General features: G+C 65.3%; 21 protein-coding genes. 7 read left to right on the top strand and 14 right to left on the bottom strand.

The features are described from left to right. On the bottom strand, window positions 1-673 hold a 673-nt coding region (locus ASG57_RS39295), incomplete at its 3' end, for a flagellin N-terminal helical domain-containing protein (RefSeq protein ID WP_502690807.1). A gap of 318 nt (window positions 674-991) precedes the next feature. Here ASG57_RS39295 and flbT point away from each other — a divergent pair. Then, window positions 992-1,432, top strand: coding sequence for a flagellar biosynthesis repressor FlbT (gene flbT / locus ASG57_RS22460; RefSeq protein WP_024342958.1), 441 nt, complete (start codon window positions 992-994; stop codon window positions 1,430-1,432). A gap of 97 nt (window positions 1,433-1,529) precedes the next feature. Here flbT and ASG57_RS22455 read toward each other — a convergent pair whose 3' ends face one another. The 9 genes from ASG57_RS22455 to ASG57_RS22415 all read right to left on the bottom strand — a co-directional run bounded on the left by ASG57_RS22455 (window position 1,530) and on the right by ASG57_RS22415 (window position 15,202). Next, window positions 1,530-3,029, bottom strand: coding sequence for a pyridoxal phosphate-dependent decarboxylase family protein (locus ASG57_RS22455; protein ID WP_024342957.1), 1,500 nt, complete (start codon window positions 3,027-3,029; stop codon window positions 1,530-1,532). Then, complete coding sequence (locus ASG57_RS22450; RefSeq protein WP_024342956.1) at window positions 3,026-4,279, bottom strand: ATP-grasp domain-containing protein; 1,254 nt, start codon at window positions 4,277-4,279, stop codon at window positions 3,026-3,028. Before ASG57_RS22450 ends, ASG57_RS22455 begins: the two co-directional genes overlap by 4 nt. A gap of 1 nt (window position 4,280) precedes the next feature. Beyond that, window positions 4,281-5,930, bottom strand: coding sequence for a hypothetical protein (locus tag ASG57_RS22445; protein WP_057197530.1), 1,650 nt, complete (start codon window positions 5,928-5,930; stop codon window positions 4,281-4,283). Beyond that, window positions 5,920-6,705 carry a hypothetical protein gene (locus tag ASG57_RS22440; RefSeq protein WP_024342954.1) on the bottom strand — a complete coding sequence of 262 codons (786 nt, stop codon included), beginning with the start codon at window positions 6,703-6,705 and terminating at the stop codon, window positions 5,920-5,922. The genes ASG57_RS22445 and ASG57_RS22440 overlap by 11 nt, the downstream gene beginning before the upstream one ends. Window positions 6,706-6,777: 72 nt before the next feature. Continuing rightward, a complete protein-coding gene (locus ASG57_RS22435) occupies window positions 6,778-8,661 on the bottom strand; it encodes a flagellar protein (protein WP_024342953.1) in 1,884 nt (627 codons plus the stop codon). A gap of 20 nt (window positions 8,662-8,681) precedes the next feature. Next, window positions 8,682-10,565, bottom strand: coding sequence for a flagellar hook-associated protein FlgK (flgK, locus tag ASG57_RS22430; protein WP_024342952.1), 1,884 nt, complete (start codon window positions 10,563-10,565; stop codon window positions 8,682-8,684). Window positions 10,566-10,600: 35 nt separating this feature from the next. Further along, entirely contained in the window at window positions 10,601-12,853 is a 2,253-nt protein-coding gene (locus ASG57_RS22425) for a flagellar hook-basal body complex protein (protein ID WP_024342951.1), read from the bottom strand. Between the two features lie 280 nt (window positions 12,854-13,133). Continuing rightward, window positions 13,134-13,646, bottom strand: coding sequence for a peptide-methionine (R)-S-oxide reductase MsrB (gene msrB / locus ASG57_RS22420; protein WP_024342950.1), 513 nt, complete (start codon window positions 13,644-13,646; stop codon window positions 13,134-13,136). Between the two features lie 86 nt (window positions 13,647-13,732). Then, window positions 13,733-15,202: an NAD(P)/FAD-dependent oxidoreductase gene (locus tag ASG57_RS22415; RefSeq protein WP_024342949.1), complete on the bottom strand. Its 1,470-nt coding sequence runs from the start codon at window positions 15,200-15,202 to the stop codon at window positions 13,733-13,735. 92 nt (window positions 15,203-15,294) lie between these two features. Here ASG57_RS22415 and ASG57_RS22410 point away from each other — a divergent pair, with 92 nt between their 5' ends. Together ASG57_RS22410 and ASG57_RS22405 are read left to right on the top strand one after the other, a co-directional pair. Next, window positions 15,295-15,831 (top strand): SixA phosphatase family protein, encoded by a 537-nt coding sequence (locus ASG57_RS22410; RefSeq protein WP_024342948.1) that lies wholly within the window; start codon window positions 15,295-15,297, stop codon window positions 15,829-15,831. A 50-nt stretch (window positions 15,832-15,881) separates the two neighbouring features. Beyond that, complete coding sequence (locus tag ASG57_RS22405; protein ID WP_024342947.1) at window positions 15,882-16,307, top strand: universal stress protein; 426 nt, start codon at window positions 15,882-15,884, stop codon at window positions 16,305-16,307. A gap of 79 nt (window positions 16,308-16,386) precedes the next feature. Here ASG57_RS22405 and ASG57_RS22400 read toward each other — a convergent pair whose 3' ends face one another. Continuing rightward, window positions 16,387-16,623, bottom strand: a complete 237-nt coding sequence (locus ASG57_RS22400) for a DUF1127 domain-containing protein (RefSeq protein WP_024342946.1) — start codon at window positions 16,621-16,623, stop codon at window positions 16,387-16,389. A gap of 183 nt (window positions 16,624-16,806) precedes the next feature. Between ASG57_RS22400 and ASG57_RS22395 the strand changes: the two genes are divergently transcribed. After that, entirely contained in the window at window positions 16,807-18,150 is a 1,344-nt protein-coding gene (locus tag ASG57_RS22395; protein WP_024342945.1) for an aminotransferase-like domain-containing protein, read from the top strand. Between the two features lie 20 nt (window positions 18,151-18,170). Here ASG57_RS22395 and ASG57_RS22390 read toward each other — a convergent pair whose 3' ends face one another. Together ASG57_RS22390 and ASG57_RS22385 are read right to left on the bottom strand one after the other, a co-directional pair. After that, on the bottom strand, window positions 18,171-18,761 hold the full coding sequence (locus tag ASG57_RS22390; protein WP_028146111.1) for a YdcF family protein: 591 nt from the start codon (window positions 18,759-18,761) through the stop codon (window positions 18,171-18,173). Window positions 18,762-18,834: 73 nt separating this feature from the next. Continuing rightward, complete coding sequence (locus tag ASG57_RS22385; protein ID WP_024342943.1) at window positions 18,835-19,416, bottom strand: hypothetical protein; 582 nt, start codon at window positions 19,414-19,416, stop codon at window positions 18,835-18,837. Window positions 19,417-19,479: 63 nt separating this feature from the next. On the opposite strand from ASG57_RS22385, the gene ASG57_RS22380 reads away from it, so the two are divergent. Next, window positions 19,480-19,944, top strand: a complete 465-nt coding sequence (locus ASG57_RS22380; RefSeq protein ID WP_024342942.1) for a hypothetical protein — start codon at window positions 19,480-19,482, stop codon at window positions 19,942-19,944. 75 nt (window positions 19,945-20,019) lie between these two features. On the opposite strand, the gene ASG57_RS22375 is transcribed toward ASG57_RS22380, so the two are convergent. Further along, window positions 20,020-20,526, bottom strand: a complete 507-nt coding sequence (locus ASG57_RS22375) for a YciE/YciF ferroxidase family protein (protein WP_024342941.1) — start codon at window positions 20,524-20,526, stop codon at window positions 20,020-20,022. A 431-nt stretch (window positions 20,527-20,957) separates the two neighbouring features. Here ASG57_RS22375 and ASG57_RS22370 point away from each other — a divergent pair, with 431 nt between their 5' ends. After that, a complete protein-coding gene (locus ASG57_RS22370; RefSeq protein ID WP_024342940.1) occupies window positions 20,958-22,040 on the top strand; it encodes a lysylphosphatidylglycerol synthase transmembrane domain-containing protein in 1,083 nt (360 codons plus the stop codon). 93 nt (window positions 22,041-22,133) lie between these two features. Further along, on the top strand, window positions 22,134-24,086 hold the full coding sequence (locus ASG57_RS22365; RefSeq protein WP_024342939.1) for an SGNH/GDSL hydrolase family protein: 1,953 nt from the start codon (window positions 22,134-22,136) through the stop codon (window positions 24,084-24,086). Window positions 24,087-24,473 lie beyond the last annotated feature (387 nt).

The following is a 24,473-nucleotide window of genomic DNA, read 5'->3' as shown; positions in this document are numbered from 1 at the left end:
CGATCAGGGTGATCGCACCGGTCAGCGCGGTGGTGCCATCGCCGGCCGTCGCCGCCGCACCGGTCAGGGTGCCGATGCTGGCGCCGAGCGTCGTGGTGCCGGTCGCCGCCGTGGTGCCGCCGGCCGCACCGCTATACAGCACGTTGCTGYTCGCGGTCGCGCTGGCATAGGACGTCGTGCCGCGCAGGTCGGCCGCCGTCGCACCCGAGATGGTGGCGGAGACGTTCGACTTCGTTGAATAGCCGACCGTGGTCTGCAGCGCCTGGTTGGCGATCGACTTCGCCGAGTCGATCAGCTTCTGCAGCGAGGTGATGCCGGTGTTGGCGGCCTGCAGCACCTGCACGCCGTTGGCGATGCCATCGAGCAGTGTGGTCTGCAGCGCCTGGTTGGCGATCGACTTCGCCGAGTCGATCAGCTTCTGCAGCGAGGTGATGCCGGTGTTGGCGGCCTGCAGCACCTGCACGCCGTTGGCGATGCCATCGAGCAGGTTGTTGATGTCGCTGGCGCGGTTGTCGAGCGACTGTGCGGTGAAGAAGTTGGTGGGATTATCCAGGGCCGAGTTGACGCTCTTGCCGGTCGACAGACGGTTCTGCGTGGTGGCGAGGAGGTCGGCGGTGGACTGGAGAGAGAGCAGGTTCTGACGAACCGATGCGGAGAGAACGATACCGGACATGACTCTGTTACCTTTCTGGTAAACGACGCTACTGTTACGCGTCTGCTTGGATCGATTGACCCAGCGACCGGCGGACCGTGGCGCCAAGACCTCTAACGAAACATGAAATGAAACCCGTGCTTTTGTCGGGTTGCGCCTGATTCGGCCGCGGACGCTGCCCGCATCGCCGCATCGGCCCCCAAGCGCGGCATTGAAACGATTGAGTTTTTCTCCGCAAATCCGCGGAATTTACAACTCGTTAACTTATTCCAAGCGAGAATTGGGCCTTGATGAGCCGCAACGAACGCTCGGTTACGAAAGCGTTGATGGAGAACAGGCATGGCCCTCAAGGTCGAGCTCAGACCGCACGAACGCATCATCGTCGGTAACTGCGTGATTACCAACACCGACCAGCGGGCGCGCCTCCTGATCGACGGCGACAACGTGCCGATCCTGCGCGAGCGCGACATCCTCACGCCGGAGACCGCCGATACGCCCGCCAAGCTCGTCTATCTCGCGGTCCAGCTCATGTACATCTCACCGGATCCGCAGACCCAGCACGGCACCTACTTCAACCTGGTGCGCGACATCGTCACCGCGGTGCCGAGTTCCTGGCCGATCATCGAGGCCATCAACAACAACATCCTGAACGGCGACCTTTACCGGGCGCTGAAGGACGCCCGCAAGCTGATTGCCTACGAAGAGAAGCTGCGGGATCAATATGTGGCCACACATCCGAAGCCGGAAGCGGACAAGGCCGACGTGAGCTCGGCCGCCTGATCGCGCCCCGCCCTAGCCGCGCGACGACCAAGCCGCGCAAACGACAACGGCCCCGGATCGCCTCCGGGGCCGTTGTCTTTTCTGGCGCACGTCAATGCTACTGCGCCGCGAGAGGCGGCGCTTCGACCTCGATCAGCGGGCCGCTGCACCGTCGTTCCCCGAACTCCAGCACCGCGGCGATCAGCGCATCGATGTCGGTCTCCTCTGTGCGGTGATTCACGATTGCAGCGCGGATCGCAAGCCTGCCGTCCAGCGTCGTGCTCGAGGGCGCCGCGGTGCCGCTTTCCTGGATGTCGGCAACGATCTCGCGATTGACCGCATCATCGGCACGGTAGCGGAAGCAGACGATATTGAGATTGACCGGCGCCAGCAGCTCCAGCCGAGATTCGGCCAGCACGCGTGCCTCGAGATATCTGGCCAGCGCGCAGCTTCGTGCGATCGCCGCACCCAGCCGATCGGTGCCGAACGTCTTCAGCGTGAACCATGTCTTCAGCGCACGAAAGCCGCGCGACAGATCGGGGCCGAGATCGCAGGGCCAGACCGCCCCCGCTGCAAGCCCCCTCGCCTCGCGGCGCAGATAGGCCGCCGGCTGTGCAAAGGCCTGCCGATGCTGCTCGCCGTCGCGCACCAACAGGAAACCTGCATCGTAAGGCACCTGGCCCCATTTGTGAAAATCGAGTGCGATTGAATCCGCAAGCTCGATGCCGCCGAGCATCGGCGCGAGCTCGGGCGACAGGATCGCGAGCGCACCGAAAGCGCCATCGACGTGAAACCAGATACCTTGCTCGCGGCAAAGCTCCGCAATCGCCCGGAGATCGTCGATCGCGCCGACATCGACCGTCCCGGCGGACGCGACCACCAGGAACGGCCTGAAGCCGACCTCGCGATCAACTGCGATCTGTGCGCGTAGCGCGGCGACATCGATGCGATGATCGGCATCGACAGCGATCCTGCGCAGCGCATCGGTGCCGAACCCGGCAACGTCCATCGCTCTGGAGACACATCCATGCGCGGCCTGCGACGTGTAAGCCGTAAGCAGCGCGCCGTCATTGCCGATGCCGTGCTGGCGCGCCAGCGTGCCGAGCGCCGCCGTGCGCGCCACCAGCACCGCCATCAGATTGGCCATCGACGTGCCCGTGACGAACACACCGCTCGCGCTATCGGGAAATGCGAACAGGCGGCGCATCCACTCGACGATCTGCCGCTCGACCTCGATCGGCATGTGGTCGCGTCCGCCGAGATTGGCATTGAGACCCGCCGCGAGCATGTCGGCGAGCATGCCGACCGCGGTGCCGCCCCCATGCACCCACCCCATGAACCCGGGATGCACGTTGCCTGTCGCATAGGGCGCGACATGCTCGGCGAACTCGCGGTAGACGTCGGCAAGGTCGCTCGCCTCGCGCGGCACGTCGGCTCTGAATGCCGCACGGACATCATCGGGGATCGGCCGCCAGACCGGGCGCGCCCGAACGTTGGCGATGCCGTCGATCGTCTCGTCCAGCATGCGATGGGCCAGCGCGCGAAATTCGCTCCAGTCCTGCGGATCGAGCGAGGTGCTCGTGACGGAGCTTTGCGTATTGCGGATGATCTCGTTCATGCTGCGCTCTCCTTGCCCGTCTTTGCATGCCGCGACAGCATCGCAGTGAACGCGGCGAAGATCTTGCGCATCTGCGGCGGCTTGTAGGGGAACACGACCGGCGAATCCATGTTGTGCACGACGGCGGTGTTGTCCGCCTCGAACACCAGAAGCTCGCCCTTCTGGTTCTCGGCGCAATCGATGATGAAATAATCCAGACCGACGCGCCGGCTCATCTCGTCGAGCGCGCTGCCATGCCGCGCGGCGAAGGCGTTGTCGAAGTCGCGCATGAAGACGGCTTCCTCGGCCCGCTTCTCCTCGCTGAACGCCATATAGGCGTTGAGATACCAGATGTCCCAGCGGTCGGCGATCGCCATGTGGCAGGCGTAGGGCTTGCCGTCGACCATCGCGAGGCGATACTTGCGGTAGAGCCCGTCGGCGCTGACATAGTCGACGAAACGTGCGACGAAGAAGTCCTGCTCTTTCCGTTCGGCGAGGTAGGCCGCAAGCGCCGCCGCCTCGTCGAGCTTGGCGAGGCCGACGCCGGCATGCGAGCCGCGTGGCCGTGCGATCATGGGAAAGTGCAAGTCGCTCGCGATGTCCTCGCACGCGATTGCGCCTCGTGCGAGATCCGACAATTGCGCGCGCGTCGCGTGAATGGTCGCAGGAATATCGAGACTTGGCACACCGGCCAGCAGCCGATACAGCTTGTCGCGATCGAGATTGCCGATGCGATCGGGGCGATTGAGCATCGGCCGCGGCCATTGCGGCGCGGCCTTTTCGATCAGAGCGAGCGCCTCGCGGCATTCCTCGGAATCCGAGGCGACCACGATGGCGACATCGTGCTCGGGCAAGGTTTCCGGCAGACCGACGCCCTTGACCACGTAAAGCGTCAGCAGCTCGATGTCGGAGTCTTCGAGCAGGAAATCGATCGGCGTATTGCCCCCCATGTCGATGTCGGCTGCGAGCGCGAGCACGCGCAAGCCGGGCTTCGGCGCCGCGCTGGGCGTGCGGAACAATTGATGGAAGGCCAGCACTTCAGACTGAATCGCAAGCCCCTGATCCTTGTCGCCCAGAAGCTGGCTGATCAACGACAGATCCAGCGCTTCGCCTGCCAGCGCCGTCCCCGCCGCGATCCGCGCCACGAGCTGGTCGCGCAAGGGATGCAGATCGACACCTTCGAAGGCCCGGCGTGTCAGCTGCGCAAAGCCGATGCGGTCGGCATAGTTCGCCGCAGTCAAGCCGATCGGAGCGGAAACTGGATGCTGCATCTCACACCTCGAACGCGGGCGCGGCCGGCACGGCCGCGACTCCGCCGCGGTCGAGCAGCAGCTCGATCTTCACCAGGACGTGCGCGATCCGGTCGAGAAGGCGCTGCACGTTGCGTTGCGACTCCCGCGCATCGGGCGACCAGGCCTCGGTGACGAAGCGTGCGCCGACGCAGAGGCGCAGCACTGCCTGCGGCGCCTCGTCCTGCCGCTCCAGCCGGACCGGCCGGCCGATCAGGCAGCGCTGCGCGGCGACCTCCCGGTCCGCCGCGCTGCCGCCGATCGCCGCGATCACGTCACACGCCAACGCGTGATGAACGGAAGCCATCTCGGCCGTCGAGACCGGCTGACCGTTGCGCAGCAATGTGAATGGAAAGATCGTGGCATGGGCGAACTCCTCGTCCTCCATGCCGGCCGTCGCGGCCGCGGTCGGCACGGCTCGGAACGACGGTGACAACCTGATCATGCTGCCGATGCCCGCAGCGAGTTCGGCGAGCATCGCGGCGCGGAAAGCCCCGGGCACGGTGTAGTAGCTGCCGATCTCGGCCAGCGCAGCCTCCCAGCGCAACCATTGGCCGAAGTTCGGGCGGCGCTCGAACCGCGAACGCAGCTCCGCCCAGGCGATCGGCCAATCGCAACGGCCGGCGTAGTCCAGGAAGCCTGGCGCGATCCCCTCGACCCGGTCGAGCGATCTCGCAGGGTCTTTCGGCACCAGCAGCGCACCGCTGAAGGCCGGCCCCCCGAAGAACTTCGAGCCGGTGATCAGCACCATGTAGCCGCGGTCGAGATAGGCGCGCAGCCGGCGGCGGCCGAGCCGGGCCTGACATGCGTCGACCACGATCTGGACCTTGCGCGGCCAGCGCCGGGCGATCTCGTCGAGGCAGGCCGCACTCGGTGCGCGCCAGCCGAGCTTCGAGCAATCCATGATCTGGAGCAGCACTGGTGCACCTTGCGCGATCGTAGCCTCGATCGCTTGCAGCACCGCGGCGTCAGCGTCCGCGCGCATCGCGATCCCGGAGGCGGCCTCGCGCAGTGGCAACGCTATGCTGGCGCCGGCGAGTCCGGCAACGGCGCCGTCCTTGCGGACCGCAACGCCACTCGCCGTCATGGAGCTGAAATGATGACCGCGGGCGGTATGGGTCGTCCCGCTTCCAGTCTGCTCGGCGCCGACCACGATGGTCACCGGACGCGCGCCGAGTATCGCGCGCGCCAGGAACAGGGCATGGAGCTGGGAGTCCGTGCCGGATGGCGAGAACACCACATCGACGCGCGGCGAAAGCTCCAGATGGCCGCGCAGCTCGTCGCGCATCTCCTCGCAACGCGCATCGAAAGCGACCTCGACCTCGTCGAACAGGCACTTGTGCATCAGCTCGTCCCGCGCCAGCGCGGCGCGGTCATAGGCCGCTTGCGAGATCGTCGATGCGGTCGAGGAGGCGAATTCCCAGACATCCGGGTCCGGCGAGACCGCGCAACCATAAGCGTTCGTCGAGTCCTTGGGATCGAGCGCGAGCCGCGGGTCGCCGCCGGAGACGAGCAGCATATCGAGGGGGGTGAAGAGATCACGCAGGCGATAGCGCGAGCCGCCGTCGGAAGCGCGCTCCGCCTCCGACAAGCGGGATGCGCCGCCGCTCATCCCGGCAGGCTCACGCCGCATCGGCCGCCGCCGCTGCGGGCACGGCTGCGAATTGCGAAGCGATATCGCCGTGAAACACGGACGGCCCGACGTGATCGAGCGAGCTCTGAATGTCGGCCCAGATCTCGCCGCCGATATCGGTCCAGCGCTTGCAGAAAGCGAAGTCTTCGGAAAGATAGGTGCCGGTTGCCGGATCGATCATGCATTCGAACAGCGCGAACCGGTTCTGGCTCGCTGCCAGTGCATCGTGCGAATGCTCCCGGAAGAATTGCAAGCCAGCGTAGGCCGGATGGCGGCACATCGCTTCCAGCACGTGGCGGCGGATCATCAGAAAGCCGGTCCCGGCATAACGCACGCGGGTAAAGCCGTTGACGACGACGATGCGATCGGGATCCTCGATCTCGAGCACGTAGTCGAGCGAGGCTGCCGGCACGTCGGTGCGGCCAGCGGCCATCGCACGTCTGGCCTTGTCCCAGTTGACCCGCTTGATGGGATAGCAGCCGGCGACGACGTCCGCACCGCATTCGATCAGGCGGAACACCTGCTCCGGCTTGAAGCCGATATCGGCATCGATGAACAGGAAATGCGTTGCCCTGGGATCGTCCAGGAACAGTGCGACCAGGTTGGCTCGGGCACGCGTGATCAGCGCATCGCCGTCGCGCAAATGCACCTTGAGCTCGAGATTGGACATGCCGTGCACGGCGCGCTGTAGCGCGAAGATGGAGCTCGCATAGATGCTCGACACCTGCCCGCCGAAGCACGGCGTGGCCACCACCAATTGCATCCTGTCCGACATCGTCAGCCCCGCCCCGCTCCAATCCTCACCAAGAGGTAAAGAGGCATGGTTAACGACGCCTTAACGCATCCCTTACAGGAACTTGACCAGCGAGAGCTGCGCCAGGTTGGAGGTCACCTGATAGGACGCCTGGAGTGCGTTCTGGAGTGCCAGAATCTCGCTCGCGACCTGGTCCGGTGAGGCCGATTCCGCCTGGTCGATGATGGTCTGCAGCTGCGCCTTGGCCTGGGTCTGGCGCGTGGTCGCGTCGTTCATCGTGTTCTGGGCCATCGCGATGTCGGTCTGGATGTCCTCGATGCGCTGCTGCCCCGGCTGCTGGGTCAACGCCTGCGTCACCCGCAGGCTCAGCGCCGCCACCTGTCCGCCCGAATATTGTCCCGTCGGTGAGGTCGAGAAGGTCCCGAACACCGCGATCGCCTGCAATTGCCGGCGGATCGCATCCTCATTGGCCTGGGCGCCATACTGCACCGTCACGGCATCGTCGACCCGCGCTATCGCCGTCGAGCGAGGCGAGCCGGGTCCGTCATTGCCCAGGTACCATTTCACCGTGTTGGCCGAGCCGTTCACCAGCGTGGTTGCCGAGTTCGCGGGCGAGGAGCCGACGCGCAGCGGCGGTTGCGTGGCCGTCACCGGGGTCGAGCCGAAGCCGAGCGCGTTCAGCGCCCCCGTATTCGAGGTCGTGATACTGAGGCTCGCCGCATCGTCGGTGTTGATCGTGATCGAACCGCCATGAACCGTCGAGGGTTTCGACGTCCCCGTGATCTGGTCGATCTTGCTGAGCATGGTCTGGACGTTGTCGGTGACGTTGAGCTGGTTGCCGGTCGCGCCCGAGCTGACGAAAGTCAGCGTGGTGCCGTTGACGGTGATGGTGTCGCCCGCAACGAAGCCCGGAGAGATCGAGTCCGAGGGGCTCGGGCCCGATAGCGCCGTCGCCCCGGCGATGGGGGCCGGCGGCGCGGCCTGGTTGTTGACGGGCGTGCCGATCGCCGAGCTCGCGGTGTTGAAGAAATTGTCGCCGGCGACGATCGCCGATGCCGCAACCAGCGAGGTGTTGGCGAGTTTGGCGATTGCGGTGTTCAGTGCCGTGTTGAGATTCGCGGCGGTGTTGTTCGGGTTGACGGGGGTGCTCGCATCGATCGCGAAACTGCCGAGAGGGGTCGGCGTCGCGCTGGACGCGGTGAGGTCGATCTGCTCCGTCGTGCCGTCCGGCAGCGTGAACTGAATGCTCAGCTTGTCGCCATTGTTCGGATTGACGCCGTTGAGATCGACCGAGAAGGACACCGGCGAGCCGCTCGGGCCGGTGACGGTCGCGCCCGTCAGCGTGGAGGACACCGCCTTGATCTTGAGGCCGAACGGCGATCCGGCCACGTCTTCCGACACCTGCACCGAGCTCGGCGTCGGCTGCGTCTGCACCAGCCGCCCCATGCCGTTCGCCCCCAGATCGGCGGCTTGGCGCTCCGCCATGACGGTCTTGAAGCCGGCCTGCGTCGTGGTGCCATTGATGATGTCGCCGGCATCCGCGACCGACTGCGTATTCACGGCCGTTCCGGAAAACAGATAGCGGCTGCCGGTCTGCGTGTTGAGGACGCCGACCATCGAGCCGAACTGGGCGGCGGCGGTGTTCTGCGCGATCGTCTGGCCGTTGACATTGAGATCCTGCGCGGTAGAGGCCGAGCCCGTTTGCACCGTACTGCGAATCTTGGTCAGCGATTGCAGCGCAGTGTTCGCTAGATTGATGCTGACGTTGACGTTGGTGATCGTGTCGGTGTAGGCGGCGATGTTGGAGAGCTGCGCGCGACCGGCGATTGCGAAGCCTTCGTTGGTGCCCATGCCAGCATAGTTCTGCGACAGCTTGCCGGTCGAAAGCTGCGTCGACAGATCGGTGAGCTGCTGATTGATGTTGCGAATCTGCGCGCCGAGAACCGACGAAGAGTAGTTGATGCTGCTGATCGACATCTGTCAGAGCCCTGTACTGGTTACACTTGCGCCTGGAGCAACGTGTTCATCATGCTCTGCACCACCGACATGACGTGGGCGTTGGCGGCATAGGCATTCTGAAGCTGGATCAGGTTCGACATCTCCGCGTCCAGGTTCACGCTGGAGGTCGAGTCGAACTTGGCCTGCAGCGTCGAGACCACGACGCTCTGGCCCTCCTGGAGCTGGGTCGACTGCGTCGCGGCGTTCGCCTGTACGCTGAGGAACTGCTGGAGAAAATTCGAAACGCTGCCGGTGAAGGGCTGGCTCGCCGAGCCGAGGCCGCTCTGTGGCGAATAGGAAAACACCGCATTGGTGAGCTGCGAGTAGAGATAGTCCGAACGCGTGGTGTCGCCTGCGGGCGTCACCGGCGAGGTGCTGTAGACCGACATCCGGGTCGGATCGGATACCAGCTGCGTGTTCACGGCGATGCGTCCGGCAAGCCCTGTCATCTGCGAGCCCGATGCCGTGAAAGCGCCGGTATAGAGCGCCTGGCCGCCGTCGGTGAACAGCGGCAGCTGCGGATTGCCCGAGGTCAGCGACGAGATCGTCTTTGTGGTCGAGGCCGAACTCACCTTGGCAAGGCCGGTATTGTCGTCGGTCAGCCGCAGCGTCGTGGCTGTCGCCGGGGACGGGGCGGCGGAGAACGACAGGTGCGTGCCTGACAACGCGGTGTTGAGCGCGGAGGCGATCGCGCCCATGCCGCCGGAGAAATTGACGCCGATCCGCATCGGGTTCGCATTGGTCGGGTTCTGAAGCGGCAGTGCGGCCGGGTCGGTCACGTTGACCAGCGTGATCTGACGCTGGGTATTGGTCGCCGTGTCCGTATAGGTGATGTTGACCGTGTTGCCCGGCAGCGCTCCGGCGAGCTCGAGATCGAACCCCGTAGGCGGACCGGACACCGTGCTGCCGGCCGTGGTCTTGTCGGATAGCGCGCTCGCCATCGTGGCGGCGAGCTCGTCGATCTGGTTCTGCGCCTGCACCAGGATCTGGTCGCGCAGCTTCAGGTCGGCCGCGATCTGGCCGGAAGAGACCACGTTGTTGGCGACAACGTCGACCTGCGAGCCGTTGGGCAGCTTGATATTGAACGCACCGACGCCGGACTTGGCGGGATCGATGTTGTAGAGCGAGGTTGCCGACAGCGCGCCGGCGGAGGCAAAGGAGAATTCCGAGGCGAGCCCGGCGCCAACGAGCTGAATGCCGGTCGTGGTGTAGATGTTGGCCTGGTTCGAGCCGTCGGTGGTGACGCGGACGTCGACGTATTTCGACAGCGTGTTGATGGCCTGGTCGCGCTGGTCCATCAGCACGGCGGCCGAGGGATCGTTTGCAGACAGGCCCTGGAGCCTGGTGTTGATGTCGGCGATCTGCTTCATGGCCGCGTTGGCGGCTTGCGCCGAGTTGCCGAGGTCCTGCTCGACGTTGGAGCGCAGCGATTGGATGCCCTTGGTGGTGACGTTGAGCTGCTGCGCCAGGGCCTGCGCCGCGCCGAGCGCCACCGTCTGCGCCGACGATGCGCCCGAACTGGTCGACAGCGCCTGAAGCGCCGTTGTGAACTTGTTCAGCGCGCTTTCGAGCGTGCCGGCATTGCCGGGCGTGCCATAGACATCCTGAAGCTGCTTCAGGATGTTGGCCATCTGGTCGGCGTAACCGCTACCGCCGATCTCGGTCCGAAGCTGGTTCAGCACGTAGGTGTCGAGCTGGCGGCTGACACCGGTCGTCATCGCCGTCGCGCCGAACTCGCCGGTCGTGACCTCGATCTGGTTCGGCGTCTGGACGACGTAACCCGGCGTCTGCGAGTTCGCGACGTTGGAGGAGACGATCGAGAGCGCGGCCTGGTTGGCACGCAGACCGCTCATCGCACTGGCGAGGGCTGAACTCAAACCCATATCACTGACCCGCCTTTGGTTATGTCACGCGCCGATCAGCGCAACACGTTCAAGAGATCCTGCACCATCGAATTCGCGGTCGTGATCACCTTGGTGTTGGCCGAATAGGCCTGCTGGGTCACGATCAGCTTGGTGAATTCGTCGGCGATGTCGGTGTTGGACCCCTCCAGGGACGAGCCGCTGATGGTCCCCGAGGCGCCGTCGATGGCGTCTCCCGACTGTTCGGTCGCGGCATAGGCGCCGCCGTCCATCGCCTTCAGATAGTTGGTGCCGTTGAAGTGCGAGAGCTGCACCTGGGCAAGGTTGAGGTTCTGGCCGTTGGAGAAAGTGCCGACCACGACGCCATTGTTGTTGACGGCGACCGAGCGAAGCTGACCGGCGGCATAGCCATTCTGGGTGATGGTGTTGATGGTCACCGCGCCGCTGGTGCTGGCATATTGCGTCAGCCCGCCGGAGGAGATGTTGAAGGCGACCGAGCCGAGCGACTGGCCGCTGACGGTGACGTTGTTGATGGTGATGCCCGAGCCGCTCGGCGACGTGAGCGAGCCGTCGGCGGCAAATGTGAAGGTCTGCCCGGTGTTGACCCAACCGACGGTCGTACCGGTTGCGTTCGGGTCGGTCTGGTAGAACAGGTTCCAGCTATCCGAATGACCCGCGCCGAGCGAAGCGCTGTCGGTCTTGGCCCAGCGCAATTGCAGGTTCACCGGCGTACCGGCGGCGTTGTAGGCGGTCACCGCGCCGCCACTGATCGATTCCTTGGTGAAAGTGGCGATGTCGTTGCCGATCACCCCGCCGGTGCCGGCCGTGCCGCCACCGTCGCGATTCCGGGTGATCGTCGAGGTGAAGCCAAGTGCCGAGAAGGCGGCGCTGTTGGAGCTGGAGACCGTCAGGTTCGAGACGGTGCCGGTGTTGAGGGTAATCACGCCGCCGCTGCTGACCGACGATCCCGACGCGCCGGAGAGCGCGTCGATCTTGCCGAGCAGGGTCGTGACGTTGTCCGTGACGTTGATCTGGTTCGGTCCCGAGGCACCCGAGTTCATGAAGGTCAGCGTCTGACCGTTGACGGTGATGGTATCGCCCGCGGAGAAGCCGGATGTGAGCACCTGTGCGCCGCCGGCGGTCGCGGTGCCGCTCAGCACAGTCGCGCCCGAGATCGCTGGCGAGGACAGCACGTTGCCGCCGCGTGTCACGCTGCTGATGCCGAGCGCGGTGGCGGCCGTGCCGCTGCCGATTGCGACGTCAGTGCCGGTGCCGCTCGAGATCTGGATATTGCCGCTGACCGAGAGCGAAGCGGTGACGCCGGCGCCGCCGGCAGTCTGGATCGCATTCAGGATGTCGGCGACGGTCGCGGTCGTGCCTGCACCGAGACCGATCGTGGTGTTGCTGCCGACGGTCGAGACCGTGGTGCCGCCGTCGAACGTGATGGTGTTGCCGTTGATGGTCAGCGTCTGGCCGCTCAATGCGGTCAGAATGCTGGATGCGAGATGCGTGCCGGCGGCATTGTCAAGGGAAGTGGTTGTCGAAGCGACCGCCGACGAATTGTTCTGGAGCGCAACCGTGCCCGTCGCCGTCGTCGACGAATAGGCCGAGCGGATGTTGCCGGTTGCTGCCGCGCCTGACACCGTCGCGTTGGCATAGGGCGCCGGAGGCGTGCCGACCGGCAGCGGGTTCGCGGCGAAATCGGACGGGTTGAGCCCGCCGGCCGCCAGCAACGTGCCGGTCGACGCCGTGGTTTTCGCCACCGTGTTCGGCTGCGTCGGCAGGTTCGCCGCGTACTGGATGGAGGTGGTCGCCTGCGCCGGAATGAAGTTGTTCTGGAATTGCAGGACGTTCGCCACGCTGCCGGTCGGGTTGCCGGTCTTCGGATCGACCGTGACGCCCATCAGATAATAGCCGGCGCCGTTGACCAGATTGCCGTTGGCATTGAGCTGGAAGTCGCCGCGCCTCGTGTAGTAGGTCACCCCGGTGAACACGGGCACGTTGTCGACGACGCCGCTCGCCTTCTGGATCGAGAAGAAACCGTCGCCAGTGATCGCCATGTTGGTGGCGACGGTGGAGGACGAGATCGTGCCCTGCGTGGTGATGGTGGCCTTCGCGTTGGCCTGCACGCCGCCTGCGACCTGCTTGCTTGGGACCGACGAGTCGGGAATGAGGTCGACGAAGCTGGTACCGATGCCCTTGTAACCGGTGGTGGATGAGTTCGCGATGTTGCCTGAAATGTTCTGCAGCGCGAAGGACTGCGCCTGCAGGCCACCCACCGAGGTGTTCATTGCATCGAAGATACCCATAACTTTGTCTCCAAATCCGATCTCGGCGGCCGGTCGACCATGGCCGCAATCGGGAGAGACGTCGCAAGGCCTATGCCAATGCGGGTATCTTCAAAAAATCAATGACTTAGATAGACATGCCCCGGTCGGATGACCGGGGCACAATTGCCGGGCCGGCAACAATTGCCGGGGCGTGATGTCATTCCGGGCGGTCCGAAGGACCGAGCTCAGGTGCGCACTTGCGCGCCTGAGAATCTCGACTCGGTGCCGGCGCATTGCTCCGCAACGATCCAGGCAAAACCTACGTCGCCGACGCCGCGGCCGGATGGAAGACCAGCCCGAAACCATCGATGCAGTAGCGCAAGCCGGTCGGCTTCGGGCCGTCATCGAACACGTGGCCGAGATGGCCGCCGCAGCGCCGGCAATGCACCTCGGTGCGGACCATGCCGTAGGTACGATCCACGGTCTTGCCGACATTGCCTTCGATCGGCGCATAGAAGCTCGGCCATCCCGTGCCGCTCTCGAACTTGGTCTCGGACGAAAACAGCGGCAGGTCGCAGCCGGCGCAGGCGAAGATGCCCTTGCGGTGCTCCTTCAAAAGCGGGCTGGAGCCGGGTCGCTCGGTGCCGTGATTGCGAAGTATCTCATATTGCTGCGGTGTGAGCTGGGCGCGCCACTCGGCCTCCGTCTTTGTGATCTCGAACTTTTGCGCGGCCTTCTCGCCAGCCTCGGCGGGGGACGCTCTCAGCCAGCGGAAGGCCGAAAGGCCGAGCAAGCCGGCGGCAGTCGTTAGCAGGATGCGGCGGTCAAACATCTCATTCTCCGTGCGCGGGCAGTCCACGCCCTGAGATACGGGCCTCAAGGCCCGACGTTACACCTCCGGCGGGATTTTTCGCAGGCTTATCGTGAGACGCCGGCGTCGTGGGAGACCGGTTCCATCGCCTGTTCTGCATCGTGGGCAGCAGGCGTCAACCGCGAGGTCGGCCGCGGCTCAACACCGGGTGGCGGGCGGCGCGGGCCGGTGCCGGCGGCGCGGTTGGCTTGGGCGAGCCGCGCCTCGCGGTCCCTGTCCCTGGCTCGCGCTCGCTCGCGGTAGCGGGCGAGCGAGCCTGTCGCGGCGGAACTCGCCCTGCCCCACATCCCGACCAATTGGCCCGCGACGCGCCCGGTTGCACCGCCCGCCCAGACCAGCTCGAATGGCGAGAACAATTTCCAGCGCTCGTCGCCCCATAGAATGCTGCGCGCGATCATCTGCCCGGCCATGGCGGAGGTGTTCATGCCTTGGCGGCCGAACCCGCTCACCACCCAAAGGCCTTTGCGCAGCTGACCGATCTGCGGCATTCCGTGAACGGTCTGGCCGGTGGCGCCGCCGAACATCTGGGTGATCTCGACGTTGCCGAGCTCGGGAAAAATCGTGCGGATTCGCCGCCTCACGGCGCCGGCGAAGCGCTCGGGGCTTGCCGCCCAGGTCGTCTCCGGGCTCTCCCACAGCAGCCGGTCGCCTTCGACGATTCGGAAATGGTCGATGCCGTCAGAATCCATCACGGATCCTTTGAAGGCGATGACCTCATGCAGGCGCTCGCCGAGCGGCGCGGTGATGCCGGCATAGCGCCAGACCGGCAGCAGCGTCTCCGACAGGCGCTTCAACGGCGCACCGAGATGGACGTTGCCGGCGAGCACGATGTGGCTCGCGCGCAGCCGCGCCGAGGGCGTGACGATGCGCTTGCGGATGCCGGAATGATCGATGCTGACGACCGGAGTGTCCTCGAAGATGCGGGCGCCCGCCCGCCGCGCCAGCGCCGCAAGGCCGTGCACATATTTGCGGCCGTCGACCTGGAACGCTTTGGGATAATATACGCCGTGGAAGTAGCGATCGGTCTTGAGCACGTCGCGGACGCGCTCGGCCTGCCAGCCCTCGACCTCGGTGTCGAAGTCCTCGTTCAGCATTTGCAAGCGGCTGATCAGCCGGTCGCCCGCATCAATGTTGGACACCTCCAGCACGCCGTCGCTGGGGCCGATCCCCGGCATGTTTTCTTCCGTGGCATTGGCCCGGACGAACTCGGCACCCTCCTTCGACAGCATCCACAATTCGCGCGCATCCTCGAAGCCAATGCGCTCGATCAGGTCGGTGAGCGGCAATGCAAAGCCCGGCATCACCGTCCCGAGCTGGTTGCCGGAGGCGTTCCAACCGACCTGACGGCCCTCGAGCACCGCGACGCTGGCCCCGAGCCGGGCCGCTTCCAGCGCGATGGACAACCCGGCAAGGCCCGCACCGACGACGCAGATGTCGGTGTCGAGATCGAATGACAGCCGCTCGCGATCGCGAAGGCCGGCGCCTTCCTGGGGCACGCTTGTGAAAGTCTCGCTCATGTCGTTACTTAAGATACCAACTGGGCGCCTGTCACCTTGTCCTCAACGCGCGCCTGTAGATTATCCCGGACGGGGAACGATTCGAGAATGCCATGCGCCGTTTGATGCTGCTGCGTCACGCCAAGACCGAGACCGACGCGCCGAGCGGCCGTGACCAGGACCGCCGCCTGGACGAACGCGGCCACAAGGATGCCGCACGGATCGGCGCCTGGATCGCCACCCATCCACCCTTTCCCGAGACCGTGCTGGTGTCGCATGCCGTGCGAGCCCGGCAGACCTGGGACATCGCCTGGGAGGCGATGAAGGACCGCGTCCCGGCGCCGCAGGTCGAGATCCTGCCGGAACTCTATGGCGCCGATCCTGCGGAGATCCTGGACACCATTCGCACTGCAACCGCGCCGGCCGACCCGAAGCAGTTGCTGCTGATCGGCCACAATCCCGGCATGCACGAGATCGCCCTGATGCTCACAGGCGGCGGCGATCCTGATGGCGCCAAGGCGCTCGGCGACAATCTGCCCACCGCGGGGCTTGCGATCTTCGACTTTGACGTCAAGGATTGGGCTGATGTGGCCTACCGCCGCGGCAGGCTGGTGCTGTTCGTCAGCCCCAAGCTGCTTCGATCGGGATGATCGCGCGACGTATCGCCAGGACGTACTGACCGAAAGATTTGGAGGCGCAGATGTTCAAGTCCATCCTCGTGCCCATCGACCTCGCCGATACCGATCTGGCCAAGCCGGCGATCGCAACCGCGGCGACGTTGTCTCAGACCTGGAGCGGCACGGTGCGCCTGCTCAACGTGCTGCCGATGACGCCGGTGATGCTCGCCGAATACGTCCCGGCCGATTTCGACGAGCAGCAGCGCGAGACGTCGGAGGAGGCCCTCGCCATCGTCGCGCGCGAATCCGGCATCGACCCGGCGCGGATCTCCACGGTGGTACGCCAGGGCGGCATCTACCACGAGATCCTGGAGGAAGCCGCGCAGATGAAGGCCGACCTGATCGTCATGACCTCGCACCGGCCGGCGATGCGCACTTATTTCCTCGGCTCCAACGCAGGGCACGTGGTGCGCTACGCCAAGTGCTCGGTGCTGGTGGTGAGGCACTGAGGGTTGCTGCCGCTGCCACGACGTCCGGAATCCCTCCGCGGAGAGATTCTGGATTGCTTCGGGACACGCGGGAGAGGCGTCACAAATACCGCGACAGCTCGTCCTTGAACTGTCCGTACACCGCGTCCTCGATCTGACTGCGCGTGATGCCGATATCGCGCAGCGCGCGGTCGTCGAGTTCATTCAGCGTCTTGACGGCGGAGCGGCGCTCCAGGCGGTCGAACAGCGCAGAGACACCATGGGCGAGCGCACCAAGAAATCCGCCCGACGAGGATGGGCGTAAACTCCGCCCGGCAGTTTGCGAAATCGTGGTCATCTTTCTTCTCCGGCCTGTCGTCCCGCGCGGCGAAGCTGCGCCGTTGGCGCGGACGCTGTCGGCGCCTGCACCTCATCTGCCGTCGGATTGCTCTCGCTCTCCTCGGCCAACCGCGGAACTTGATGGAACCTAAATGCTCCAGTACACTTCTCGGAGCAAGTAAAACATTGCTCTCGGTGCAATATGTCCAAGTTCGAGTACGTGAAGCTTGCCGATGCCATTGCGGCCGATATCACTAACGGCACGTTAAGGCCCGGCGACCGGCTGCCGCCGCAGCGCGATTTTGCCTATGACCGTGGCATCGCGGTGTCGACCGCGAGCCGGGTTTATACGGAATTGCTCCGCCGCGGGCTCGTTGTCGGCGAGGTCGGGCGCGGTACATTCATCTCCGGCGACATCAGGCGCGAAGTCGGCACGATGAGCGAGCCGGCCGAGGCGCGCATCAATTTCGAGGTCAATTATCCGCTATTGCCGCAGCAATGGGCGATGATCGCCAAAAGTCTTGCGGGGCTCGAGCGCGTCGATGCGCTCGAATCCGCGCTGCGCGTGTCGACCAGCACCGGCACCAGGAGCGCACGCACTGCCGCCGCCGCCTATCTCGCGCGCAAGGATTTCACGCCTCAGCCCGAGCAGGTCTTCTTCACCGCCAACGGCAAGCAATCGCTCGCGGCCGCGCTTGCGGCGCTCGTTCCCACCGGCGGCCGCTGCGGCGTCGAGGCGCTGACCTATCCCTACGTCAAGAGCATCGCCGCGCGTCTCGGCGTGACGCTGGTGCCGATTCCGATGGACGGCTTCGGCGCGCGTCCCGACGCCATCCAGAAGGCGCATCGCGAGGCACATCTGTCGGCGCTGTATCTCCAGCCCATCATCCAGAACCCGCTCGGCGTCACCATGAATGCGACGCGGCGCGCCGACATCATGCGCGTCGCCGAGAAGCTCGATCTCACCATCATCGAGGACGCCGTCTACGGCTTCCTGGCCGACGACACGCCTTTGGCTGCCCTCGACCCCGAGCGCTGCATCGTGATCGACAGCCTGTCCAAGAAGGTCGCGCCCGGGCTTGCCCTCGGCATCCTGGTCGCGCCGGCTCACTTGCGCGAAAGCGTGATGAGCGCAATCCGCACCGGGGGCTGGATCGCCTCCGGCCACGCTCTGGCGGCCGGACAGCGGCTGATGGCCGACGGCACCGTTGCCGAGCTGACGCGGCTGAAACGCATCGACGCCGCGCGGCGCCAGCAGACTGCCTCCAGGCTGCTCGCCGGCTATCAGCTCGCCGCCGACACGCGCTCATACCATTTGTGGCTGACGCTGCCACCGCATTGGCGCTCCCAGACCTTCGTCGCCGCAGCAGCACGGCGCGGCATCGCGCTGACGCCGTCCTCCACTTTCGCGATCGCGCATGGCCATGCACCCAACGCGGTGCGGCTCGCCCTTGCCCCGCCCTCGCCCGAGCAGCTCGATTCCGGCCTGCGCACCATCGCCTCGCTGCTCGGCACCAAGGAAGAGGATTTCGACTCGACGGAGTAGCTCGCGGACCCTCGCGCCGGTCACGCCTCCGGCCATTCCGCGATGAAGCCTTTCGCCTTGTACGGCTCGATCTTGTCCCATTCGTGCAGCATGCGGCGGCGAAATTCCGCATCGGTGTGCCAGAGGGCGCGAGGGGTCGCAAAGCTGTCAACGGTGAGCAGCATTTTCTCCACCTCCGGCCAGTGCCGGTGCAACGTCATAGGGTAGCGCCGCGCGGTCCAGGTGTTGCCGAGGCAGATCACGTTGCGAATGTTGGCAAGGCCGAGCGCCGCATCGATGATCGGGAGCGAGAAGATCACGTTCTCTCCGGTGTTCATCGCGCGATGCTCTTCGAGGACAAGTTCCGCCGGAACGCCTGCGTTGACCATCGCCGTCTTGATCAGCGTACATTCGGATTGCTCCGAGCCCGGCGTCACCCCGCCGCTAACAATCGACCAGCGGAAATAGCCCTCTCGCCACAGGCGCGCCGCAGTGTCGGCCCGCAACATGTCGTCCTCCCGGGTACCGAACACGAACAGCAGGTCGGCCGGCACCAGCGGCGTCTCGATCAGGTGCCTGCGATTGATTTCGGCGATCTCGTCCGCAGCAAGCGGGCGGGTGGTGGGATCCATGGAAGGCATGGCTGCACGATGCGACAGGGGCGCAGGAAGGCGAACTCACGTTTGATTGCGGCCGATTGCATATCTACGGCAGCAGCGCCTGCGGCAACCTCGCCAGGGTATAGGAGCGCGGCTGGTTGCGCCGGACGAAGCCGCCGACCTGCCAGGCGAACAGCGCGGCAAAGCCGAGAATGAACAGCGCGCCGGCGAACTCGCCGATCACGAGGGCGCGGATCAACAGGCCCGCCATCGCAACAGTCAGCACCGCGAGGCATGCCAGCACCGCCGCATGGGTGATGCGGCCAAGGCCGGCGGTCAGAACCGCGCGGCTGCCCGCTTTCGCCATCCGCGCATGCAATTCGACGATGAATGCGCGAAATCCGCTGTCCTGCGTCGACATCAGCGCCGCAGTCTGCCAACTCGTCGACAGGATCGCGATGCGGCGGCCGCTGGCGTGGGTGACATCGGCGCGAAAACGGTGCTGCTGCATTGAGACCGGGCGGAACGACAGCCGAATCGCAGAGATCTCGTCGTAGCGCCACAAGCCCTGGCGCCCGGCGATGTGCCAGGACAGTCCCTCCTCAGTCAGTTCGAAGCGGTGCGCCGAGCCGATCAGCGACGCCTTGTAGGCGTAGCTCGTGGCCGGCGCGGCCTCAGAACCCAGCATCTGGCATCAGTCCCGTCCGCGATCGCCTTGCGCGGTCGCCCTCGCCCATCCTACAAGCGAGGCATGGCTGAGACGACCTTTTTCCCGCGCCGCCTGATTCTCGGTGCCGCAATGATCTCCGGAGTGTTGCTCGCGCTCGCGGTCCACATGCTGGGCGCACGCTATGGGCTCGATCTCGGCGGCCTCTGGCGCGGCGACACACGAGAGTTCATACCCGCAGGCGCGGCGATCGCCTGGTGGCTGATCGCCACGGTCGGCATTTCCGGCGGCTATTTCACGGCGTCATTGATGCAGAGCGCGGTCTCCGGACAGATCCCGCAACGGATGCGGCAATTCCTGATCGCCGTCGGCGTGCTGCTGCTCGCGGGCGCCGGCCAGGCCGCTTCGGCGCCGAGCCCGATCCCGACCGTCTCAGGGGTGCTCGCCGGGCTTGCTGCGCTGTGCCTCGGCGCCGTGATGGCTTTCTGCGGCGCGCACTTCGCGTTGCGACGCGCTGACGGGCTGCGCCGACCCATGCGGCCACGCTGATCCCAGCCGAGTGACGCGCATCAAAAGAAGACGCCGCGCGTGCGCGCGGCGTCGGTCGGCGACATACCTTGGTAGCTAGCTCGCCGCGCGCAAATTGACCTTGCTCTCGGCGAGAGTCGTCAGCTTCTTGTCGGTCGCCTTTTCCTCCTCGAGCGTCTTGGCAAGCACTGCTGCGCAGTCGCTGCGGCCGAGCTGCTTGGCCCAGGCGATCAGGCTGCCGTAGCGGACGATCTCGTAGTGTTCGGCGGCCTGAGCTGCATTGATCAGCGCTGCATCGAGCACCGCCTTGTCCGCAACTTCGCCGGCGGTCTCGTCCGCTTCCTCGATGATGCCGTCAATGGCCGGGCAGTCGACCGCCTTCGCCGCGACGCCGTGCATCTTGAACACTTCCTCGAGGCGCGCGACGTGCTGCCTGGTTTCTTCAAGGTGCGTCAAAAAGCCCTGTTTCAGCTGCGGATCGGTGGCCTTGCTTGCCATCTTTGGCAGCGCCTTGGTGAGCTGCTGCTCGGCGTAATAGATGTCCTGGAGCTGATGCACGAACAGGTCGTTCATGGTCTTGATGTCTTTTGTGAACAGTCCCATCGTTCCGATCCTCTCGGGTTTCGGGAACACGACGGCGCGGGCTTGCAGGAGAAAGCCGCTTATTTCGCCATGTTCGATTGCTGATCGAGCCCAACGAGTACGGAGCATCGACGTTCCAAAAAACGCCGGCAGCGCTTGCGCTGGAACAAGGCGGACGGCGCGAGGATTTGAAATCGTGTCGGCACACCGGATGCGCGAGGGCAGCGAATGTTTCGCGACTCATATGCTTAACGCGGGTCGGATATGAACCGCATATGACAAAAGTGGCCGCTCGAACGCAGAACCTGTTGCTGTCAAGGGCTGCACAAGCTGCTGTTTTTGCCTTAAATGAGCTGGATCATGCCTAGCGATCGATGCCTGCCTTTGGCCGTGATCGAACCCGATTGGCCAATACCTGGTCCGGTCGGTCTTTGCCCCCGCCGGGAGGATGAATGCACGGACTGCTGACCGCGCTGCAACGCGGCTTCAAGAGATGGATTGGCTGGCGACGGCTCGGCATTGCCGCGAGCATCCTGATCATCGCCTTCGCGATCACCACGCTGGTGCGAACCCTCAAGGGCATCGATACCGCGGTCATCCTGACGGCGTTGACCGAGATTCCCCGCGGCAATATCGGGCTGGCGGCGATCTGCGTCTTCTTCGCATTCTGCACGCTGACCTTCTACGACTATTTCGCCTTGCGAACGATCGGCAAGAAGCATGTGCCCTATCGCATCGCGGCGCTCTCCAGCTTCACGTCCTATTCGATCGGCCACAACATCGGCGCCACGGTATTCACCGGCGGCGCGATCCGTTTCCGGATCTATTCGGACTACGGGCTGAACGCGATCGACGTCGCGAAAATCTGCTTTCTGTCGGGCCTGACCTTCTGGCTCGGTAACATCTTCGTGCTCTCGATCGGCATGGCCATCCATCCGGATGCCGCCTCCTCGATGGATCAGCTCCCCGCCTCGATCAACCGCCTGATCGCGCTCGGTGGCCTCGCCTCGATCGGCGCCTATCTGGTCTGGCTGTGCATGGGCGAGAAGCGCCGCGAACTCGGCCAGAAGGGCTGGAAGGTGGTGCTGCCGTCGGCATCGCTGACATTGGTGCAGATCCTGATCGGCGTGGTCGATCTCGGCTTCTGCGCCATGGCCATGTACCTGTTGATGCCGGCCAATCCGCCGATCGACTTCATGTCGCTTGCGGTCGTGTTCATTCTGGCGACCCTGATCGGCTTTGCCAGCCATGCGCCCGGCTCGATCGGCGTCTTCGATGCGGCCATGCTGGTGGCGCTGCCCCAATTCGGTCGAGAGGAGCTTCTGGCGACGCTCCTGGTGTTCCGCATCCTCTATTTCGTCGTCCCGTTCGGCCTCGCCATCTCGATCATGGGCACGCGCGAGCTCTGGATGAACGTGGTCGCCCCCTGGCAGGAGCGGCGGCGCCTGGCGGAGGCCTGCGCCCAGGCCAATCTGCCCAAGCAGGTGGCCGCGATGGAGCGCGAGCGGACGCTGCGGCGGGCCGGCAAGCGATAGGCCCCTTTTCCTGGGCCCGTCAGACAAAGGTTGCAGGCGGCGGAGCAATCCTCTCTTATTTCCGCCTCAACTTTGCCGTTGAAGACCCGGGCCATGATCCCTGTATCCCTTCGCACTTTCTCCGCAGGCGCCCTGCTGCTTTCTGGAATTCTGACGTGTTTGCCGCCCGGTCGCGCCGCCGCGCAGGACGCCGGTGCCATGCAGATCAATTGGGAGGTGCGCAACCGCTTCCGGCTGTTCCGCGAGGAGCGCGACTTCCTGCTCCACGTCGAGAACGCGCGTGACCGCAGCATTCTCGCCGCCGAGCAATCGCTGGAGCTGCAGAGCGAAGGCCGCGGCTGGGCCCGCAACGCGGTCAACCGCCTCTGCATCGACCTCCAGGGCCGGGTCAACCAGCCTTGCACCCGCGACAACGTCAAAGAGAACTACATCACACCGATCGATCATCCGGTCACCGTGCGCCTCACGGGTGCGGTGCCGGTCGGCGCCACCTGTGCATGGTCGTTCGACGACGGCGACGGGCCGCAACAATCGACCTTCGACTGCGCCGAGCCGATCAATCTGCGCGTCCGCTACGGCAAGCAGACCGTCGCGACGGTCGACGTCTCCTCGGGCTCCGATCCGACCCAGCGCATCCAGACCGAGATTCAGGTCCGCGACATCTTCATCGCCGGCCTCGGGGACAGCATCGCCTCCGGAGAAGGCAACCCAGACCGGCCACTGGCGCTGGCGGACGAAGGCTTCTGCTTCCGCTCCTATCTCGGCACCGCCGGCGCGCAGTATTACCGGCCGAGCCGCCAGGGCTTCAAGGGCGGCCGCGCCTGCGAGGCGCCGGATACGCTGGCCAACTGGCAACGCTACAGCGCGCTCTGGTTCAACGCGCCTTGCCACCGCTCGCTCTACAGCTACCAGGCGCGCACCGCGCTGGCGCTCGCCCTGCGCTATACGCACATCGCGGTGACCTTCCTGCCACTCGCCTGCACCGGCGCCAGCATCAGCGATGGGCTGCTGGGCTCGCAGCGCGCCCGCGAATGCGCGCCCGGCAAGACCGGCGTGTGCAACACCAGCGTGAACGCCCAGGTCGCCGAGCTGCGCGAAGCGCTCGCCGCGGCAAAGAAACGCCAGCCCGACCGCACGCTCGATCTCGTGCTGCTGTCGGTCGGCGCCAACGACGTCTACTTCTCCGGCCTCGTCGCCGACGTCATCGTCGATACCGCGACGGAGCGCGCGCTGTTCCGCCGCTCCGGCGTGATGGCGACCGTCGATGATTCCCGCGATGCGCTGGTGCGCGAACTGCCGCAGAAATTCGCCAGGCTGCGCGAGGCGCTCAAGCCGCTCGTCGGCGGCGACCTCTCGCGCGTGGTCTATGTCTCCTACGCCAATCCTGCGCTCGCCGACGGCGGCGTGCCCTGCCGCGGCGGCCGTGCCGGCTTCGACATTCATCCATCGTTCAATGCCGATCCGCAGCGGCTCGCCCGTGTCTCGACCTTCGTCGATACGGAATTCCTGCCGCAGCTGAAGGGGCTCGCCACCTGCAGCCGGGGCGCGCTCTGCCGCGATCCCGAAGCCGACCGCATGACCTTCGTCGATGCGCACCAGGCCGCGTTCGCCGATCACGGCTTCTGCGCCCATTCGGGCAATGATCCCGAATTCGACCGGACCTGCTTTGCCGAGAACGGCCAGAGCTTCAATCCCGATATCGTGAGCGCGGCGAGCCAGCCGATGCTTTGCGGGCGCGGCGCCTCGGAATACCGCGCCTACCTGCCGCGCGCGCGCTGGATCCGCGATGCGAACGACAGTTATTTTGCCGCAATGACCTATCCGCAGGGCTTGCCGGCAGCGAGCCAGCCGACCGACATTCACGACGCGACCTGGGGCGTGCTCTCCGCCGTCTATGGCGGCGCCGTGCATCCGAGCGCCGAAGGACATGCTGCAATGGCGGATGCCGCGCTGCCGGCCGCGAGCGCGGTGCTCGGGCTGGACGCGGTGCCGCCAAGCGTGACGCGCGGATTCCTGCCGCAGCTGCTGCCGGGCACGCAGCAATAGGGTCGAGCGCGGGCTCGCGCCATACCGTCGGTGCGATCAATCCAAGAGCGACATCGATCGATGCTTCCTTGAACCTGGACAGTTCGCGGCGCCCGCCCCTAGGACTCGATTGAGAAAATCATGACGCTCCAACATTCCTCCTGAAGGCTCCGGCGCTAGCTCGGCCAGGCAACTCAACGGCGGCTCACCAGTCGCCGTCTTTGCATCGGGGGTGATCTCGATGCTCCACTCGCCTCGGCTGACATGGGGCTTTGGCCTGGACGTGCATCGAGCGCTCCCCTGTCCATGACGGCGGAAGAACTTCATCCGGCCGATAGGCGCCCCTGAATCACGGCTCGGCATCAATGTCGACGCGCAGCCATCGAGGCCGCGCACGAATTCCACAAG

The organism is Bradyrhizobium sp. Leaf396, from assembly GCF_001424605.1.
In the GTDB taxonomy this organism is placed as follows: domain Bacteria; phylum Pseudomonadota; class Alphaproteobacteria; order Rhizobiales; family Xanthobacteraceae; genus Bradyrhizobium; species Bradyrhizobium japonicum_C.
This window is presented reverse-complemented; position numbering and strand designations above follow the sequence as displayed.

Coding starts and splice junctions, on each gene's coding strand:
- ASG57_RS22450 (WP_024342956.1), bottom strand. CDS start 4,279: ATGCAGCATCCAGTTTCCGCTCCGATCGGCTTGACTGCGGCGAACTAT.
- ASG57_RS22415 (WP_024342949.1), bottom strand. CDS start 15,202: ATGAGCGAGACTTTCACAAGCGTGCCCCAGGAAGGCGCCGGCCTTCGC.
- ASG57_RS22440 (WP_024342954.1), bottom strand. CDS start 6,705: ATGTCGGACAGGATGCAATTGGTGGTGGCCACGCCGTGCTTCGGCGGG.
- ASG57_RS22370 (WP_024342940.1), top strand. CDS start 20,958: ATGCACGGACTGCTGACCGCGCTGCAACGCGGCTTCAAGAGATGGATT.
- ASG57_RS22400 (WP_024342946.1), bottom strand. CDS start 16,623: ATGACCACGATTTCGCAAACTGCCGGGCGGAGTTTACGCCCATCCTCG.
- ASG57_RS22455 (WP_024342957.1), bottom strand. CDS start 3,029: ATGAACGAGATCATCCGCAATACGCAAAGCTCCGTCACGAGCACCTCG.
- msrB (WP_024342950.1), bottom strand. CDS start 13,646: ATGTTTGACCGCCGCATCCTGCTAACGACTGCCGCCGGCTTGCTCGGC.
- ASG57_RS22380 (WP_024342942.1), top strand. CDS start 19,480: ATGGCTGAGACGACCTTTTTCCCGCGCCGCCTGATTCTCGGTGCCGCA.
- ASG57_RS22410 (WP_024342948.1), top strand. CDS start 15,295: ATGCGCCGTTTGATGCTGCTGCGTCACGCCAAGACCGAGACCGACGCG.
- ASG57_RS22395 (WP_024342945.1), top strand. CDS start 16,807: ATGTCCAAGTTCGAGTACGTGAAGCTTGCCGATGCCATTGCGGCCGAT.
- ASG57_RS22445 (WP_057197530.1), bottom strand. CDS start 5,930: ATGCGGCGTGAGCCTGCCGGGATGAGCGGCGGCGCATCCCGCTTGTCG.
- flbT (WP_024342958.1), top strand. CDS start 992: ATGGCCCTCAAGGTCGAGCTCAGACCGCACGAACGCATCATCGTCGGT.
- ASG57_RS22390 (WP_028146111.1), bottom strand. CDS start 18,761: ATGGATCCCACCACCCGCCCGCTTGCTGCGGACGAGATCGCCGAAATC.
- ASG57_RS22425 (WP_024342951.1), bottom strand. CDS start 12,853: ATGGGTATCTTCGATGCAATGAACACCTCGGTGGGTGGCCTGCAGGCG.
- ASG57_RS22375 (WP_024342941.1), bottom strand. CDS start 20,526: ATGGGACTGTTCACAAAAGACATCAAGACCATGAACGACCTGTTCGTG.
- flgK (WP_024342952.1), bottom strand. CDS start 10,565: ATGGGTTTGAGTTCAGCCCTCGCCAGTGCGATGAGCGGTCTGCGTGCC.
- ASG57_RS22365 (WP_024342939.1), top strand. CDS start 22,134: ATGATCCCTGTATCCCTTCGCACTTTCTCCGCAGGCGCCCTGCTGCTT.
- ASG57_RS22405 (WP_024342947.1), top strand. CDS start 15,882: ATGTTCAAGTCCATCCTCGTGCCCATCGACCTCGCCGATACCGATCTG.
- ASG57_RS22435 (WP_024342953.1), bottom strand. CDS start 8,661: ATGTCGATCAGCAGCATCAACTACTCTTCGTCGGTTCTCGGCGCGCAG.
- ASG57_RS22385 (WP_024342943.1), bottom strand. CDS start 19,416: ATGCTGGGTTCTGAGGCCGCGCCGGCCACGAGCTACGCCTACAAGGCG.